Here is a 14,750-nt window from a genome sequence, read left to right on the forward strand (position 1 = left end):
TTTCCACCATTCCGAATGACTTCGGAGCCTAAACCAGCGCTTGCGATCGGGGACGATTGTCGATTCGACACTGATTGATAAGTTCGACCAAACATGCATCTCATGCGCCCTCCCCAGAGTAGCATCAGACCAAGAAAGCGAACCCGTCGTCTTTCACGAGGTCTGCGCACATCGGCCGAACGCGGGGTCGCTGCGGCTGGGCCTGCCGGTTTCCAGATGCCCGGCCAGCCGGCGGCGGAAAGCGCTGCCCGGCTGTTCCACCACCAGGTCGTACCAGTGATCGCTGGCGGCAAGCGCCAGGCGAATGGTCTCGCGCTGACCTGCGGCCAGCGGCAAGGTGCGCGCATCTGGGTCTGCGTAGTCCAGCGCACGCAGCTGCACGGTGCAGGCGCGCTGCCCGGCATTGCCGATTTCCAGCACCAAGGCGTCGCCCTCCTGCCGCGCCTCCACCCATGGCGCGGCCGATGGCGCAGAGGCACTTGGCACCTGCCCGGCGAACTCGCGCAAGAAGCCATTCGGCGCGTGCACGCGCAAGGCGTATGCACCCGCGTGCGTGGCCCCGACCGGCGCATCCTCCAGCTGCGTGCCGGGCAGCACCGTGTAATACCAGGGGCCGCCACTGGCCGCGCTGCTGTAGACGTTGAACGCCGCGGCCGCCGCGCCGCTGTTGACGAACTGCAACTGCACGGGGGCGCCCTCTTGCACGCGTGCATGCACCTGCAAGGCATACGGCAATGCGCGCGCCGGCCGTTGCCCCGGTTCCTGCCGCGGCATCGCTGCGGCGGCAGGCACAGACGGTAGCGGTTTATCGCGTACGGCAGCGGTACGTGCGCGATAGTCGTCAACCGACGGCAATGCGCTCAACGCCGAATCGTCCGGTTTGCGGAAGTCGAACACGCTGGTGAGATCGCCGCTGACCGCACGCCGCCATGGGCTGATGTTCGGCTCGGCCACGCCGAAGCGGCGTTCCAGCAGACGCAGGACCGAGGTGTGATCGAACACCTGCGAGTTGACCCAGCCACCACGTGTCCACGGCGAGATCACCAGCATCGGCACGCGAATGCCCAGGCCGATCGGCACGCCATCGTAGACCTCGCCACGCGTGTCGACATTGCTGCGCCCCATGCGTGCGTCCACTGCCGGCAACGGCGCGGGCACGTGATCGAAGAAGCCGTCGTTCTCGTCGTAATTGATGATCAGTGCCGTCTTGGCCCACACCTCGGGATTGGCGGTGAGCGCATCGATCAGACGCGCCACCAGCGACTCGCCATAGGCAGGCGGCGCTTCGGGATGTTCGCAGTACGCGGTGGGCGGGATGACCCACGACACCTGCGGCAGGCGATTGGCCTGCACATCGGCAGCGATCGCGGCGACCAGATGCTCGGCCTGGGTGGTGGCGGCATTGTCCGCGGTTGACCCGGGCACGCACGCACGTGCACGCCGGTACCGTTCGTCGTCGGTGCGTAGATCGCGGTAGTGCGAGAAGTACGCCAGCGAGTTGCAGCCGAAGTTGTCGTATTCCTGATACACGCGCCAGTCCACGCCGGCAGCCTGCAAACGCTGCGCGTACGTGGTCCACTGCAGTGCTGCGTAGCCGGGCTTGTCGCGCGCCATGTCGGCGGTCCAGTTGCCATCGTCGGCATTGGTCACCGCCTGCGCGCCGACGTTGCCCACGCTTGGGCCGCTGGTACCGGTGAACAGATACATGCGGTTGGGATTGGTCGGCCCGTGCAGCGAGCAGTAATAGCCGTCGCAGATGGTGAACGCGTCGGCCAGCGCGTGGTAGTACGGGATGTCGTGACGCTGGAAGTATCCCATCGTCAATTCCCCCTTGTACGGCACCCACGCATCGTATTCGGCCCAGCGTGCCGGCTCCTGCCCGTGACCGGCCTTCCAGGAATGATCCAGGCTCTTGATCAAGGGCGCGCAGGTATGTTGCGAATCGAACGCGAACGGCAGCAAGCGTCGTCCATCGGACGTGGGTTGACTCCATACCGGATGGCCATCGCGCAGTTGCAGCGCGCGCGGATCGCCAAAGCCACGCACGCCACGTAGCGCGCCGAAATAATGATCGAACGAGCGGTTTTCCTGCATCAGGATCACCACATGTTCGAGATCGCGCAACGTGCCGGTCCGCGCGTTGGCCGGCAGCGCGAGCGCACGGCCGATCGAAGGCGGCAAGGCGCCGGCAGCAGTGAGCGCAGCGACGCGCTTGAGGAAATCGCGACGCGAAGAGGAAGAGGAAGAGGTCATGGCGGCAGAACCTGCAAAAAATGGTGCTTTTTTCACCGCGCAGCGCGGTTGGACACGACACGTATAGCGGGCGAGCGCGACAGTTTTGCGACAGCGATCGTCATCAATGTTTCATGAGCCGTTGACACCCTGCGTCGCGAAACGCCGGCTTTGCACCGTGCGTCCGCCCTCAGCCGTGGCCGAACAGGACTCCCCCATGACTTCCGCTCGTCGCTTTCATGCCACACCGCTGGCGCTTGCCCTGGCAACGCTGCTTCCCGTCGTTTCGCAGGCCGCGTCGCCGGCTGAGCCGGTTGCCGTTGCTCCGGCAGCGGAGGCAGCGACACCTGTGGCCGACGCCGCCAATGCAACGCAACTGGATGCAATCAATGTGGTGTCGCAAGGCAGCACGCGCCAGGTGCAACGCATCAGCCAGCAGGACATCGAGCAGCTGACGCCCGGCAGCAGCGCATTCAAGGCAGTGGAAAAACTGCCTGGCGTGCAGTTCCAGTCCGCCGATCCATTCGGCACCTACGAATGGTCCACGCAGGTGACCCTGCATGGCTTCGACCAAAGCCGCCTGGGTTACACGCTCGACGGCATTCCACTGGGCAACATGAGCTATGGCGTGACCAATGGCCTGCACATTACGCGCGCCATCATTTCGGAAAACCTCGGTTCGGTGGAAATTGCGCAAGGCGCCGGTGCACTAGGCACTGCGTCCAACACCAATCTCGGCGGCACCATGCAGTTCTACTCGGCCGACCCGCAGACCACGCCTGGCGCACGGTTGGTGCAGACGGTGGGCAGCGATGCAACGCGCCGCACCTTTGTGCGCGCCGACACCGGCGATCGCGATGGGTTGTCGGCGTATCTGTCGTATGCCAATGCCAGCACCGACAAATGGAAGGGCTATGGCGATCAGACATCCGAACAGGCCAATCTCAAGAAGGTGTACCAGTGGGGCGACGGCAACCGCCTGAGCCTGTTCGTCGATACCTCGCGGCGCAAGGAATACGACTACATGGATCTGTCGTTGACCAGCCAGCGCGCGCTCGGCTGGGACTACGATTACCTGCAACCGGATTGGGCCACCGCCGTGCAGATGGCGCGCGCCTACCAGAACACCGGGGCCACCAGCGGCGTGGCCAACGGCTACCCGCAATCGCTGGCCGGTCTGCCCAGCGACTACAGCTGGCTCGACGCCAGCTATTACGCTGGCGGCGAACTGCGTCGCGACAACCTGGCAGGCCTGTCGGGCACGTTCGTGTTCGGCGGCGCCACGCTCGATGCCAGCGGCTATTACAACGGCATTCGTGGCGAAGGCCAATGGGTGACACCGTATGTGCCCACCTCCGCGCAGATGCCGCTGTCGATGCGCACCACCGACTACGGCCTGGATCGCTTCGGCGGTACCAGCGCATTGAAGTGGTCATGGGGCAACCACGATCTGGAAGTGGGCGCATGGGCAGAAAACGCGCGCACCACGCAGGGCCGCAATTACTTCGCGCTTGGTAACGAAGGTTACACCTCGCTGTACAACGTATACGAGGCACAGACCCCGTTCCGTCGCGACTTCCTGCAGCGCTACACCACCCAGACCCGCATGCTGTATCTACAGGACACCGTGCGCTTGCTCGACGACCGTCTGACCCTCAACTACGGCGCAAAGGCGCTCAGCACCACCACGCGCGCACAATCGCTGGTGCCGACCACCGCACTGGCGCAAGGCCGCATTCGCGCCGAAGATAATTTCCTGCCGCAGGTGGGCATCAACTACAAGCTCGACGAACGCCAGGACCTGTACGCGTCCTACAGCAAGAACATCGCGGCGTTCGGCTTCACCCCGTTCGCCACCTCGCAGGCGGCGTTCGACCGCAGCCGCTCCACGCTGGAACCGGAACAATCGCAGACCGTGCAGGTGGGTTACCGCGTGCAGGATGCGCAGTTCCAGCTCTCGGCCGACGCCTATTTCACCAAGTTCTCCAACCGCCTGCTGACCACCTCGCCGTGCACCGCGGTGCAGACCTGCGCCTCGATCCTGAGCAACGTCGGTGCGGTGCACAGCGCCGGCGCGGATCTGGCACTGATGTGGCGCCCGACCGAAGGAGTGAGCTGGTTGAACTCGTTGTCGTGGAATCGCTCGCGTTACCAGGACGATTACCTCAACAACGGCGTGGTCGCCACCTCCGGCAAGGACGTGGTGGGCATCCCGGCGTTGATGTTCTCTTCCAGCGCCAGCTACCAGATCGGCAACCTGCGCCTGGATCTGGACGGCAAGTACGTGGACAAGCGCTACATCACCTTCCTCAACGATTCGCAGGTGCCGTCCTACTGGCTGTTCAATGCCGGGGCACGTTACGACTTCGGCCGTGTCGGCGGGGTGGCCGATGTGGCGCTGGCGCTCAACATCAGCAATCTCACCGACAAGCGCTACTTCGCCAGCACCGGCACCAACGGCTATGTCGCCTCCGATCCGGATGGCTACAACCAGACCATGGTGGTCGGCGCACCGCGGCAGTACTTCATGAGCCTGGATGTGAAGTTCTAGGCGCGGCTGACAAGCATTGGAGCGGTGCTGGCGCCGATGACGCACGCCTGCCGTTTGGCCAAGGCGCTAGCCCTGGCAGGCGGCGGCAGGTCTGGAGCGTGGCTCTCATCCTGCGCCTAGGTGCCAGCTTCTTCGCAACGGGCACGGGCCGGACCGGCCCTGCCCCACCCCACCGTGGATCCAGGGCGGCATCACGTCCATTCCCGCACCGCCGCATGGCATACAGGCCGCGACGCCTATAATCGCCGGCTTACTTTCACTCAGCAGGTTCCGCCAGATGGCGCAGACGATGAAGGCGCTGGTCAAGCGCGAAGCGAACAAGGGCATCTGGCTGGAACAGGTGCCAGTGCCGACGCCCGGCCCCAACGAGGTGCTGATCAAGCTGGAAAAGACCGCCATTTGCGGCACCGACCTGCACATCTACCTGTGGGACGAGTGGAGCCAGCGCACGATCAGGCCGGGCCTGACCATCGGTCATGAATTCGTCGGCCGCGTGGCCGAGCTCGGTTCGGCCGTGACCGGCTATCAGGTCGGCCAGCGGGTGTCGGCCGAAGGCCACATCGTGTGCGGCCATTGCCGCAACTGCCGTGGCGGCCGTCCGCACCTGTGCCCCAACACGGTCGGGATCGGTGTCAACGTCAACGGCGCTTTCGCCGAATACATGGTGATGCCGGCCAGCAACCTGTGGCTGATCCCGGACCAGATTCCGTCCGAGCTTGCCGCGTTCTTCGACCCCTACGGCAACGCCGCGCACTGCGCGCTGGAATTCGACGTCATCGGCGAGGACGTGCTGATCACCGGCGCCGGCCCGATCGGCATCATTGCCGCCGGCATCTGCAAGCACATCGGTGCGCGCAATGTGGTGGTCACCGACGTCAACGATTTCCGCCTCAAGCTGGCTGCCGACATGGGGGCCACGCGCGTGGTCAACGTCTCCAAGACCTCGCTCAAGGACGTCATGGCCGACCTGCACATGGAAGGCTTCGACGTGGGCCTGGAAATGAGCGGCAACCCACGTGCGTTCAACGACATGCTCGATTGCATGTACCACGGCGGCAAGATCGCCATGCTCGGCATCATGCCGCGTGGCGCCGGTTGCGACTGGGACAAGATCATCTTCAAGGGCCTCACCGTGCAGGGCATCTACGGCCGCAAGATGTACGAGACCTGGTACAAGATGACGCAGCTGGTGCTGTCGGGTTTTCCGCTGCACAAGGTGCTGACCCATCAGCTGCCGATCGACGATTTCCAGAAAGGCTTCGACCTGATGGAAGAAGGCAAGGCCGGCAAGGTCGTGCTGAGCTGGAATTGATCGGCTGACACTGCAGATCTGCGAAAGGCGCCGCGAGGCGCCTTTTGCGTTTTTAAGACATGCGCTTGCTGACGAATGCTGCGAGCGATTTTCAGGAGCTGGCGAAGCGTCTCAAGCAACGCGGGGGCGGCTAGGGTCTGGATAAAAGCCTAGTGGGCCGATTGCGCGGTGCCCTCGCCGCTCGCGGGACACGCCGCAAGTACGTCCATGTAGGCTCGATGGCGGCATCCATGCCGCCAACGGTCCCGCAATCGGCAAGGACACCGCACCGGATAGTTTGCTGGTGGATTCATTGAAGAACGAACACACCGCGGCAGACCGTCTACTGACCGACTCGTTGGAACTCGACGCACCGACCAGCTCAACTGGTCCTTGCCCGCTCACCGTCGCGGGACCCTTGGCGGCATGGACAACGCCACGGAGCTTGCACGGACGCACGTGCCGCGTGCTGCGCGATGGTGGGCGGCAAGGACCCTGCAGGCGGCCGCCGATCGGCAGCTCCGCAAGTGATCGATCCACAAGCTGCAGTCATTCAAGAATCGAACCAGCCAAGCCTCGAGTCTTGACCTGGTTTGGACGCAGAGGCAGACAACCCAGTGCGTCGACGCTTCCCGCATGACGACGACTCTGCACGTTGTCAGAGTCGCTTCAATCAGTCGCCATCACGGCCAGGTGACGGTCGCCGTTGCCACCAGATGGTTCTGCGAATTCTGACGACCGAAGCCGAATTCGGCGGCTTTGCTGGTGTCGTAATAACCCACGCTCAAACCCAGCGGGCCGAACGTCTTGCCGACGTTGACGCCGAAATCGTTGTAGTCGTGGTCCACCTGACTCAGCGACGAGGTGTAGACGCTGTGCCCTGCGTGCGCGCCGAGCGTAAAGTCGTACGGCAACGTCCAGTTGGCATCGAAGGCGTAGTAATAGCCATCGGTCTTGCTGCCGTACAGATCGTCGGTGTAGGCGACCGTCACGCTATAGGTCTTCAGGAACGTGGTCTTGGTGATCAACTCGGCGTAGTTGGATGCGCCCGCTCCCAGATACTGGTAACGGTTGATCATGACGTCGAAGTTCCAGTGGGTGCCCAGGTCGGTGTTGTAGCCGACGAAACCATCCACTTCCCAATCCGGGTCGCCGGCGCCGAAATCGACGTTGGACGACCAGGTCCCCAGGTACAACCCGAATGGCGTCTTGTAGGTCAAACCGGCCTGAAACGCAGGCTCTTCATTTGTCTGCGAAATACCGCGGAACAGGTAATCGCTGGTCACCGCGAAGGTGCCGCTGAACGGCGATGTAGACGCATCTTCGTCCTGCGCCTGCGCAAGCGGTGCAACGCCCAACAGGAGTAACGAAAGACAACAAGCGAGCGGGGACGACTTCATGGGCATCTCCTGGAGCGATGAACGGTGGGATGGCGCGAAGCGAGGCTGCAAGGACTTATTAGTCCAACTGTCATTGCAGCGCAACATGAAAGTCGCGTTCGCTTGATCCAGCGCACACACTCAAGAGCCCATGCGCGAATCAGGTGTCGATGTCATCGACCGCTTGCGCCGAATCTTGATGTTCGGGTTGAAATCGGGCAGCGGAATTGGTCACAGCAAAGGCGAAACGCGCCTCGCACATCCATTCCCGCGCCCTGCGATCTCAGCCGGCGCCCGCTTACGCGGGAAATATCCCGTACTGCCGTGCTGCCAAGCGCACTTGCTGCCCTGGCTGAAAGCTACCGGCAGAGGCCGGCAGTTCCACCTCCACTTCGTTGCCCGCCGGTTCCAGCGTTGCGCGCAGCCGCAGGCGCGGCCCGCTGCGCTGCGACCACGCTACCGTCGCCGGCCAGCCCGCCTCGTCGGGCACCAGATCTTCCGGCCGCACATACACCTCCACCGGCCCTGCAGCCAGCGAGGCATTGGGCAGGGGAAGTGCGTGCCCAGCCACCTGGATCTGCCCCTGCGCCAGCACCCCGGGGATACGGTTCACCGCACCCACGAACGAATACACGAATGGCGAGGCCGGCTTGTCGTAGATCATGGCCGGCGTGTCGAGTTGCTCGATGCGGCCGCGGTTGAGGATGGCCACGCGGTCGGCCAGTTCCAGGGCTTCTTCCTGGTCATGGGTGACGAAGACCGTGGTCAGGCCGGTACGTTCGTGCAACTCGCGCAGCCAACGGCGCAGGTCGCGGCGCACCTGCGCATCCAGCGCCCCGAATGGCTCGTCCAGCAACAGCACGCGCGGCTCGATCGCCAGCGCGCGCGCCAGCGCCACGCGCTGCCGCTGGCCGCCGGAGAGCTGTGTGGGATAACGCTGTTCCAGGCCCTGCAGCTGCACCAGCGCCAGCAGTTCCTCCACGCGCGCACGGATGCGTGCTTCGGCCCAACGCGCGTTGCCGCGGCGCACGCGCAAGCCGAACGCGATGTTCTCGAACACGTCCATATGCTTGAACAATGCGTAGTGCTGGAACACGAAGCCGACCCGGCGCGATTGCACGCTCATGCGGGTGGCATCTTCATCGCCGAACAGCACCTGGCCGCCATCGGCATGCTCCAGCCCGGCCATGATCCGCAGCAGCGTGGTCTTGCCCGAGCCGGAGGGCCCAAGCAAGGCCAGCAACTCGCCCTGGCGCACTTCCAGATTGATGTCGTCCAGCGCGGTAAAGGTCTCGAACTGCTTGCGCAGGCGATGAATGCGGATGCCCATGGTCACCTCAATGGCGGTGGTTGGCGGCCAGCGAATCGCCGTGTCGCCATTCCAGATACGTCTTCAGCGCCAACGTCAGCAGCGCGGTCAATGCCAGCAGCGACGCGCAGGCAAATGCGGCGCTGTAGGCATATTCGTTGTAGAGAATTTCCACATGCAGCGGCAGCGTATTGGTGCGTCCACGGATATGCCCGGACACCACCGACACCGCACCGAATTCGCCCATCGCGCGCGCCGCGCACAGCAGCACGCCGTACAGCAGGCCCCAACGGATATTGGGCAACGTCACCCGCCAGAACATCTGCCAGCCGTTCGCGCCCAGGCTCAGTGCCGCCAGTTCCTCGTCGCTGCCCTGCTGCTCCATCAGCGGCATCAGTTCGCGCGCGATGAAGGGGAATGTCACGAACGTGGTCGCCAGCACGATGCCCGGCAACGCGAACACGATCCGCGGCAGCTGAATCACCAATTCGCCCAGCACCGGCAGCTGCACATGCCAGCCTTCGTCGATCAGCGGCCAGGCCCAGCCGCTGCGGCCGAAGATCAGTACGAAGATCAAGCCTGCCACCACCGGCGACACCGAAAACGGCAGGTCGATCAGGCTGACCAGCAGACGTTTGCCCCAGAACTGATGCTTGCTGATGGCCCACGCCGCGGCCACGCCGAATACCAGATTCAACGGCAGCACGATCGCCGTCACCAGCAAGGTCAGCTTGATCGCCGACAACGCGTCCGGGTCGACCACCGCACGCAGGAAGGTTTCCCAACCGCCACGCAATGCCTCGGCGAACACCAGCACCAGCGGCAGCAGCAAGAACGCCAGCAGAAAGAGCACGGCCCCCAGGATCATCAGCCATTGCACCCAGCGCGGCTCATTGGTGGCCGAATCGCTGATGCGGCGCGCCTGCTTGGTCATGGCGTGGGTAGGCAACATGGAAGGCAGCGATGAAACGGCATCGTTCATACGGGCCTCCGTTGATAGCGCAGCAGCCGTGCCTGCAGCGTATTGACCACCAGCAGGATCACGAACGACAGCAACAACATGGCCGCGGCAATGGCAGTGGCGCCGGCGTAGTCGAATTCTTCCAGCCGGATGGTGATCAGTAGCGGGGCGATCTCGGTGGAATTGGGCAGGTTGCCGGCAATGAAGATCACCGAGCCGTACTCCCCCACGCCGCGCGCAAACGCCAGCGCAAACCCGGTCAGGACCGCTGGCCACAGCCCCGGCAGCACCACCCGCCATACCGTCTGCCAGCGCGAGGCACCCAGCGTGGCGGCGGCAGCCTCCATTTCACGATCGCTCTCTGCCAGTACCGGCTGCACCACCCGCACCACGAAAGGCAGGCCCACAAAGACCAACGCCAGCACGATGCCCAGCTGCGTGTAAGCCACCTTGATCCCGATCGCCTCCAGCCAGCGCCCCACCCACCCGTTGCCGCCGTACAGCGCGGTCAGCGCAATGCCGGCCACCGCGGTGGGCAACGCGAACGGCAGATCGATCACCGCATCGAAAAAGCGCTTGCCCGGGAACCTGTAACGCACGAAGACCCAGGCCACCCAGGTGCCCATCACCGCGTTGAAGGCACCGGCCGCAAACGCGGTGCCGAAGCTCACCCGCAGCGCCGACAGCACGCGCGGCTCGCTCCATACCCGCCACAGGCCCTCCCAGCCCAGACCGCTGGTCTTGATGAAGATGCCCAGCAGCGGGATCAGCACGATCAGGCCAAGCCAGGTCAGGGTGATGCCCAGACTCAGGCCCAGCCCCGGCATCACGCGTCGGCGCGATGACGGCGCTGGGTGGGGTGCAACCGACATCGACATCGCCTACTTGTTGGCCTGGATCTGGTCGAACACGCCACCGTCGGCAAAGTGCTCCTGCTGCGCCTTCTCCCATGAGCCGAACGCCTGCTGGATGGTCACCAGCTTGATGTCCGGAAACCGCGCCATGTCGGCCGGGTCGGCAAATTCGGGATGCCGCGGGCGATAGAAATGCTTGGCTGCCAGCTTCTGCCCTTCAGGCGCATACAGATCGCGCAGGTAGGCTTCGGCCACCTCGCGGGTGCCATGCTTGTCGACGTTCTTGTCCACCAGCGCCACCGACGGCTCGGCCAGGATCGACAACTTCGGCACCACGATCTCGAACTTGTCCTTGCCCAGTTCCTCGCGCGCCAGCAGCGCTTCGTTTTCCCAGGCCAGCAGCACATCGCCGATGCCGCGCTGCACGAACGTCGTGGTGGCACCGCGTGCGCCGGTATCCAGCACCGGCACGTTGCGGAACAGCGCCTGCATGTAGCGCAGGATGCGCTGGCGGTCGCCCTTGAAGATGTGGTCGGCATACGCCCAGGCGGCCAGATAGTTCCAGCGCGCGCCTCCGGAGGTCTTCGGGTTCGGCGTCACCACCGCTACGCCAGACCGCAGCAGGTCCGGCCAGTCGTGGATGTTCTTCGGGTTGCCCTTGCGCACCAGGAACACGATGGTCGAGGTATAGGGCGCACTGTTGTCGGGCAGGCGCTTTTCCCAATCGGCATCGATCAGCTTGGCCTTCTGCGCGATGGCATCCACGTCGTAGGCCAGCGCCAGGGTCACCACGTCGGCCTCGATGCCATCGATCACCGCGCGCGCCTGCTTGCCAGAGCCGCCGTGCGAGGTTTCCACGGTCACCGTGTCCTGCGGGTGCTGCTGTTTCCACTGCGCGGCGAAGGCGGCGTTGTAGTCACGGTAGAACTCGCGGGTGGGGTCGTAGCTCACGTTGAGCAGCCCGATCTCGCGCGCGCCAGCCGGCCCGGCCAGGACCAGCAAGGCGCAAAGAAGGGAGGCAAAACGGAAACGGGGGTATGTCACGACGATCTCCTGGCCGGTTGAGCACAGCTGAACAGCAAGCATGCCATGCTGCGCAGCGGCACGCAGGCGGTGAAATGACATCAGCGCCGCCTCTTATGCCGATTTTGCATGACGTAGTGGTATGCCACCGTGATCGTTAAAATTGCGCTTCTTTCTGCCACTGCGACCGCCATGACCACCGCTCCCGCCGCGCTGACTGCCCATTACGCCGCCGAACTGGATGCCATCCAGGCCCAAGGCCTGTTCAAGTCCGAGCGCATCATCACCGGTCCGCAGTCGGCCGAGATCACCCTGGCCGATGGCCGCCGCGTGCTGAACTTCTGTGCCAACAACTATCTGGGCCTGGCCGACCACCCGGACATCATCCAGGCCGCCAAGGACGCGCTGGACAGCCACGGCTTCGGCATGGCCTCGGTACGCTTCATCTGCGGCACCCAGGACCTGCACAAGCAACTGGAACGCAGCATCGCCGAGTTCTTCGGCACCGAAGACACCATCCTCTACGCGGCCTGTTTCGATGCCAATGGCGGCCTGTTCGAACCGCTGCTGGGCGAGCACGACGCCATCATTTCCGACGCGCTCAACCATGCCTCCATCATCGATGGTGTGCGCCTGTGCAAGGCCAAGCGCTTCCGCTACGCCAACTGCGACATGGCCGATCTGGAGGCGCAGCTGCAGGCCGCCGACGCCGCCGGTTGCAAGACCAAGCTGATCACCAGCGACGGCGTGTTCTCGATGGACGGCTTCATCGCCCCGCTCGACGAAATCACTGCCCTGGCCCGCAAGTACAACGCGCTGGTGCATATCGACGAATGCCACGCCACCGGCTTCCTCGGCGCCACCGGCCGCGGCTCGGCCGAAGTCAAGGGCGTACTGGACCAGATCGATATTTTCACCGGCACCCTGGGCAAGGCCATGGGCGGCGCACTCGGCGGCTTCACCACCGCAAAGCGCGAAGTGATCGAGTTGCTGCGCCAGCGTTCGCGCCCCTACCTGTTCTCCAATTCATTGCCGCCGCACGTGGTGGCTGCCGGCATCAAGGCCTTCGACATGCTGGATGCCGCGGGCGAGCTGCGCACGCAGCTGGTCGAAAACACCACCTATTTCCGCGCCCGCATGACCGCCGCCGGTTTCGACGTCAAGCCGGGCGTGCATCCGATCAGCCCGGTGATGCTGTACGACGCACCGCTGGCGCAAAAATTCGCCGAGCGCTTGCTGGAAGAAGGCATCTACGCCATCGGCTTTTTCTTTCCGGTGGTTCCGAAAGGCCAGGCGCGCATTCGCACCCAGATCAGCGCAGCGCATACGCGCGAGCACCTGGATCATGCGATCGAAGCGTTCATCAAGATCGGGCGCGAACTCAAGGTCATCGACGCCTGAGCATGCGCACGGTGCTGCGCCAACGGCTGCTGCTGGCGGCGCAGACCGATGCGCAGGCGCAGCTGCGCGACGGCCATTGGGAGACACGCTGCCTGCATTGCCGTCGGCATCTGCAAGTGCGCGCCGACGGCGAACCGCTTGGCCACACCACGCTGGAACACGTGGTGCCGCAGGCCTGGTTCGGTCGTCGCGCGGCGGCGGCGCTGTGCGCGCTGGTGGGCGGCGATGCCAACGATGCGCGCAATCTGGCGCTGGCCTGTGCCGGCTGCAATCACGCCAAGGGTCGCCGCCACGATGCCAACGGCGCCGGCGACGCACGCGCTTACGAAGTGGTGAGCGCCCTGCTCAGCGCGCGTCTGGCGCGCTGGCGCGCGCCGCCGGCACCAACGTCCTGACTTCCTCGGCGCTCAGCATCCGCCACGCGCCTTTGCCGAGCTCCCCCATCGCCAGCGGGCCGATCGCCACCCGCACCAGCCGCAGTACGCCGATATCGACTGCGGCCAACAGCCGGCGGATCTGCCGATTACGGCCTTCGTCCAGCACGATTTCCAGCCAGGCATTGCGCTCGCCTTCGCGCAGCACGCTGACCTGTTTGGCACGCAACAGCACGCCCTCCCCCTCAGGATCGGTATCTGCCACACCGGCCTGCAGCTGCGTCAGTTGCGCGGCACTGGGGCGGCAATCGATCTGCACGTGGTACGTCTTGTCCGGCCCTCTCGCCGGGTCGGTCACCGTCGCCGCCCATTGGGGGTCGTTGCTGAAAAGCAGCAGGCCTTCGCTGGCCTTGTCCAGGCGCCCCACCGGCGCGATCCACGGTAGGCCGGCGCCATCGAAGCAACGGTAGACAGTGTCCCTGCCCTGCTCGTCGCGCACGGTGGTGACCACGCCACGCGGCTTGTTGAGCATCAGATAGCAACGCGCCGGCCCCGCGAGCGGCTGCCCATCGACAGTGATGGACGATTGCTGATCGCCGCGGATCGGAAATTCGGGGTCGCGCACCACACGCGCCGACACGCTGACGCGGCCATCGGCAATCCAGCGCGCTGCCTCGGTGCGCGAACACACACCAAGCTTGGACAGCACACGCGCCAGCCCATGGCGTGGCGCGGCATTGGCGGATGCGGCAGCGGACGTGCGCACTGCACCGGCCGCTCCCGGACCACGCTGACGCTGCCGGGACGTTGCCGGCGCAGGTCGCCGGGGCATGCCGTCCCGACCGCAGGGCTTACTTGTTTTCGACCGACTTGGCGTCGGCTGCAGGTGCTGCGGGCGCTGCCGCGGCAGGTGCCGCGCCAGCGGCCGGGCGTGCCTTGACCACGCGCACACCGCGGGCCTTCATCCAGGCATCGAATTCTTCTGCCGTCATGCGCTTGCCGTTCTGGCTCATGTCGAAGCGCCACGGGGTGTTGTCGAACGCGGTGGTCGCCTTGTAGGCCGCCGGGTCGTTCGGGTTGACGGTGCCGCCAGGCGGAATGACCTTGGCCAGATCCTGGCAGCCTTCCACGCGCAGGCGCAGCAGCACGCGATCCACCGACTGGTCGCTGCTATAGGGCTGTGCCAGCACGCCAGTGGGCATGCCCAGCTGCACGCTGCGGGTGTAGAACTCGGCAGCCGCCGGTGCAACCACGGTGGCGGGCAGCGGCAGTGGCTGGGACACCATGCTGCCGGCGCAGTTCGGAGCGGCGTAGGCGGCGGGGATCAGAGCGAGACAGAGCAGTCCTGCCGTAGCGGTACGCAGCATCGGGTTCT

At 64.7% G+C, this 14,750-nt stretch carries 12 protein-coding genes; 4 read left to right on the forward strand and 8 right to left on the reverse strand.

Annotated features, from left to right (window positions below):
• Positions 1 to 153: 153 nt before the first annotated feature.
• On the reverse strand, positions 154 to 2,253 hold the full coding sequence (locus LN450_RS09820) for a phosphocholine-specific phospholipase C (protein WP_011346565.1): 2,100 nt from the start codon (positions 2,251 to 2,253) through the stop codon (positions 154 to 156).
• A gap of 106 nt (positions 2,254 to 2,359) precedes the next feature.
• Between LN450_RS09820 and LN450_RS09825 the strand changes: the two genes are divergently transcribed.
• Both LN450_RS09825 and tdh read left to right on the forward strand, forming a co-directional pair.
• Positions 2,360 to 4,783, forward strand: coding sequence for a TonB-dependent receptor (locus LN450_RS09825; protein ID WP_011346564.1), 2,424 nt, complete (start codon positions 2,360 to 2,362; stop codon positions 4,781 to 4,783).
• A 277-nt stretch (positions 4,784 to 5,060) separates the two neighbouring features.
• Positions 5,061 to 6,095 carry an L-threonine 3-dehydrogenase gene (gene tdh / locus LN450_RS09830; RefSeq protein ID WP_170808560.1) on the forward strand — a complete coding sequence of 345 codons (1,035 nt, stop codon included), beginning with the start codon at positions 5,061 to 5,063 and terminating at the stop codon, positions 6,093 to 6,095.
• 662 nt (positions 6,096 to 6,757) lie between these two features.
• Here the strand turns inward: tdh and LN450_RS09835 are convergent.
• From LN450_RS09835 to LN450_RS09855, 5 genes are all read right to left on the reverse strand, one after another.
• Positions 6,758 to 7,474: a TorF family putative porin gene (locus tag LN450_RS09835; RefSeq protein ID WP_011346562.1), complete on the reverse strand. Its 717-nt coding sequence runs from the start codon at positions 7,472 to 7,474 to the stop codon at positions 6,758 to 6,760.
• A 277-nt stretch (positions 7,475 to 7,751) separates the two neighbouring features.
• Positions 7,752 to 8,783 (reverse strand): sulfate/molybdate ABC transporter ATP-binding protein, encoded by a 1,032-nt coding sequence (locus tag LN450_RS09840; RefSeq protein WP_011346561.1) that lies wholly within the window; start codon positions 8,781 to 8,783, stop codon positions 7,752 to 7,754.
• Positions 8,784 to 8,790: 7 nt separating this feature from the next.
• Positions 8,791 to 9,744, reverse strand: a complete 954-nt coding sequence (gene cysW, locus LN450_RS09845) for a sulfate ABC transporter permease subunit CysW (RefSeq protein ID WP_011346560.1) — start codon at positions 9,742 to 9,744, stop codon at positions 8,791 to 8,793.
• Positions 9,741 to 10,601 carry a sulfate ABC transporter permease subunit CysT gene (gene cysT, locus LN450_RS09850; RefSeq protein WP_011346559.1) on the reverse strand — a complete coding sequence of 287 codons (861 nt, stop codon included), beginning with the start codon at positions 10,599 to 10,601 and terminating at the stop codon, positions 9,741 to 9,743. Before cysT ends, cysW begins: the two co-directional genes overlap by 4 nt.
• Positions 10,602 to 10,604: 3 nt before the next feature.
• Positions 10,605 to 11,702, reverse strand: a complete 1,098-nt coding sequence (locus tag LN450_RS09855; RefSeq protein ID WP_014089499.1) for a sulfate ABC transporter substrate-binding protein — start codon at positions 11,700 to 11,702, stop codon at positions 10,605 to 10,607.
• A 90-nt stretch (positions 11,703 to 11,792) separates the two neighbouring features.
• Between LN450_RS09855 and kbl the strand changes: the two genes are divergently transcribed.
• Together kbl and LN450_RS09865 are read left to right on the forward strand one after the other, a co-directional pair.
• On the forward strand, positions 11,793 to 13,001 hold the full coding sequence (gene kbl / locus LN450_RS09860) for a glycine C-acetyltransferase (RefSeq protein ID WP_011346557.1): 1,209 nt from the start codon (positions 11,793 to 11,795) through the stop codon (positions 12,999 to 13,001).
• A gap of 2 nt (positions 13,002 to 13,003) precedes the next feature.
• On the forward strand, positions 13,004 to 13,396 hold the full coding sequence (locus tag LN450_RS09865) for an HNH endonuclease (RefSeq protein ID WP_011346556.1): 393 nt from the start codon (positions 13,004 to 13,006) through the stop codon (positions 13,394 to 13,396).
• On the opposite strand, the gene LN450_RS09870 is transcribed toward LN450_RS09865, so the two are convergent.
• Positions 13,347 to 14,207 (reverse strand): pseudouridine synthase, encoded by an 861-nt coding sequence (locus tag LN450_RS09870; protein ID WP_011346555.1) that lies wholly within the window; start codon positions 14,205 to 14,207, stop codon positions 13,347 to 13,349. The two genes, LN450_RS09865 and LN450_RS09870, sit on opposite strands and share 50 nt — an antisense overlap.
• A gap of 19 nt (positions 14,208 to 14,226) precedes the next feature.
• Positions 14,227 to 14,742 (reverse strand): hypothetical protein, encoded by a 516-nt coding sequence (locus tag LN450_RS09875; RefSeq protein ID WP_007968908.1) that lies wholly within the window; start codon positions 14,740 to 14,742, stop codon positions 14,227 to 14,229.
• Positions 14,743 to 14,750: the final 8 nt, after the last annotated feature.

Origin of the sequence: Xanthomonas euvesicatoria pv. euvesicatoria, from assembly GCF_020880415.1 — a bacterium.
In the GTDB taxonomy this organism is placed as follows: Bacteria; Pseudomonadota; Gammaproteobacteria; order Xanthomonadales; family Xanthomonadaceae; genus Xanthomonas; species Xanthomonas euvesicatoria.

Coding starts and splice junctions, on each gene's coding strand:
- LN450_RS09820 (WP_011346565.1), bottom strand. CDS start 2,253: ATGACCTCTTCCTCTTCCTCTTCGCGTCGCGATTTCCTCAAGCGCGTC.
- LN450_RS09825 (WP_011346564.1), top strand. CDS start 2,360: ATGTTTCATGAGCCGTTGACACCCTGCGTCGCGAAACGCCGGCTTTGC.
- tdh (WP_170808560.1), top strand. CDS start 5,061: ATGGCGCAGACGATGAAGGCGCTGGTCAAGCGCGAAGCGAACAAGGGC.
- LN450_RS09835 (WP_011346562.1), bottom strand. CDS start 7,474: ATGAAGTCGTCCCCGCTCGCTTGTTGTCTTTCGTTACTCCTGTTGGGC.
- LN450_RS09840 (WP_011346561.1), bottom strand. CDS start 8,783: ATGGGCATCCGCATTCATCGCCTGCGCAAGCAGTTCGAGACCTTTACC.
- cysW (WP_011346560.1), bottom strand. CDS start 9,744: ATGAACGATGCCGTTTCATCGCTGCCTTCCATGTTGCCTACCCACGCC.
- cysT (WP_011346559.1), bottom strand. CDS start 10,601: ATGTCGATGTCGGTTGCACCCCACCCAGCGCCGTCATCGCGCCGACGC.
- LN450_RS09855 (WP_014089499.1), bottom strand. CDS start 11,702: ATGTCATTTCACCGCCTGCGTGCCGCTGCGCAGCATGGCATGCTTGCT.
- kbl (WP_011346557.1), top strand. CDS start 11,793: ATGACCACCGCTCCCGCCGCGCTGACTGCCCATTACGCCGCCGAACTG.
- LN450_RS09865 (WP_011346556.1), top strand. CDS start 13,004: ATGCGCACGGTGCTGCGCCAACGGCTGCTGCTGGCGGCGCAGACCGAT.
- LN450_RS09870 (WP_011346555.1), bottom strand. CDS start 14,207: ATGCCCCGGCGACCTGCGCCGGCAACGTCCCGGCAGCGTCAGCGTGGT.
- LN450_RS09875 (WP_007968908.1), bottom strand. CDS start 14,742: ATGCTGCGTACCGCTACGGCAGGACTGCTCTGTCTCGCTCTGATCCCC.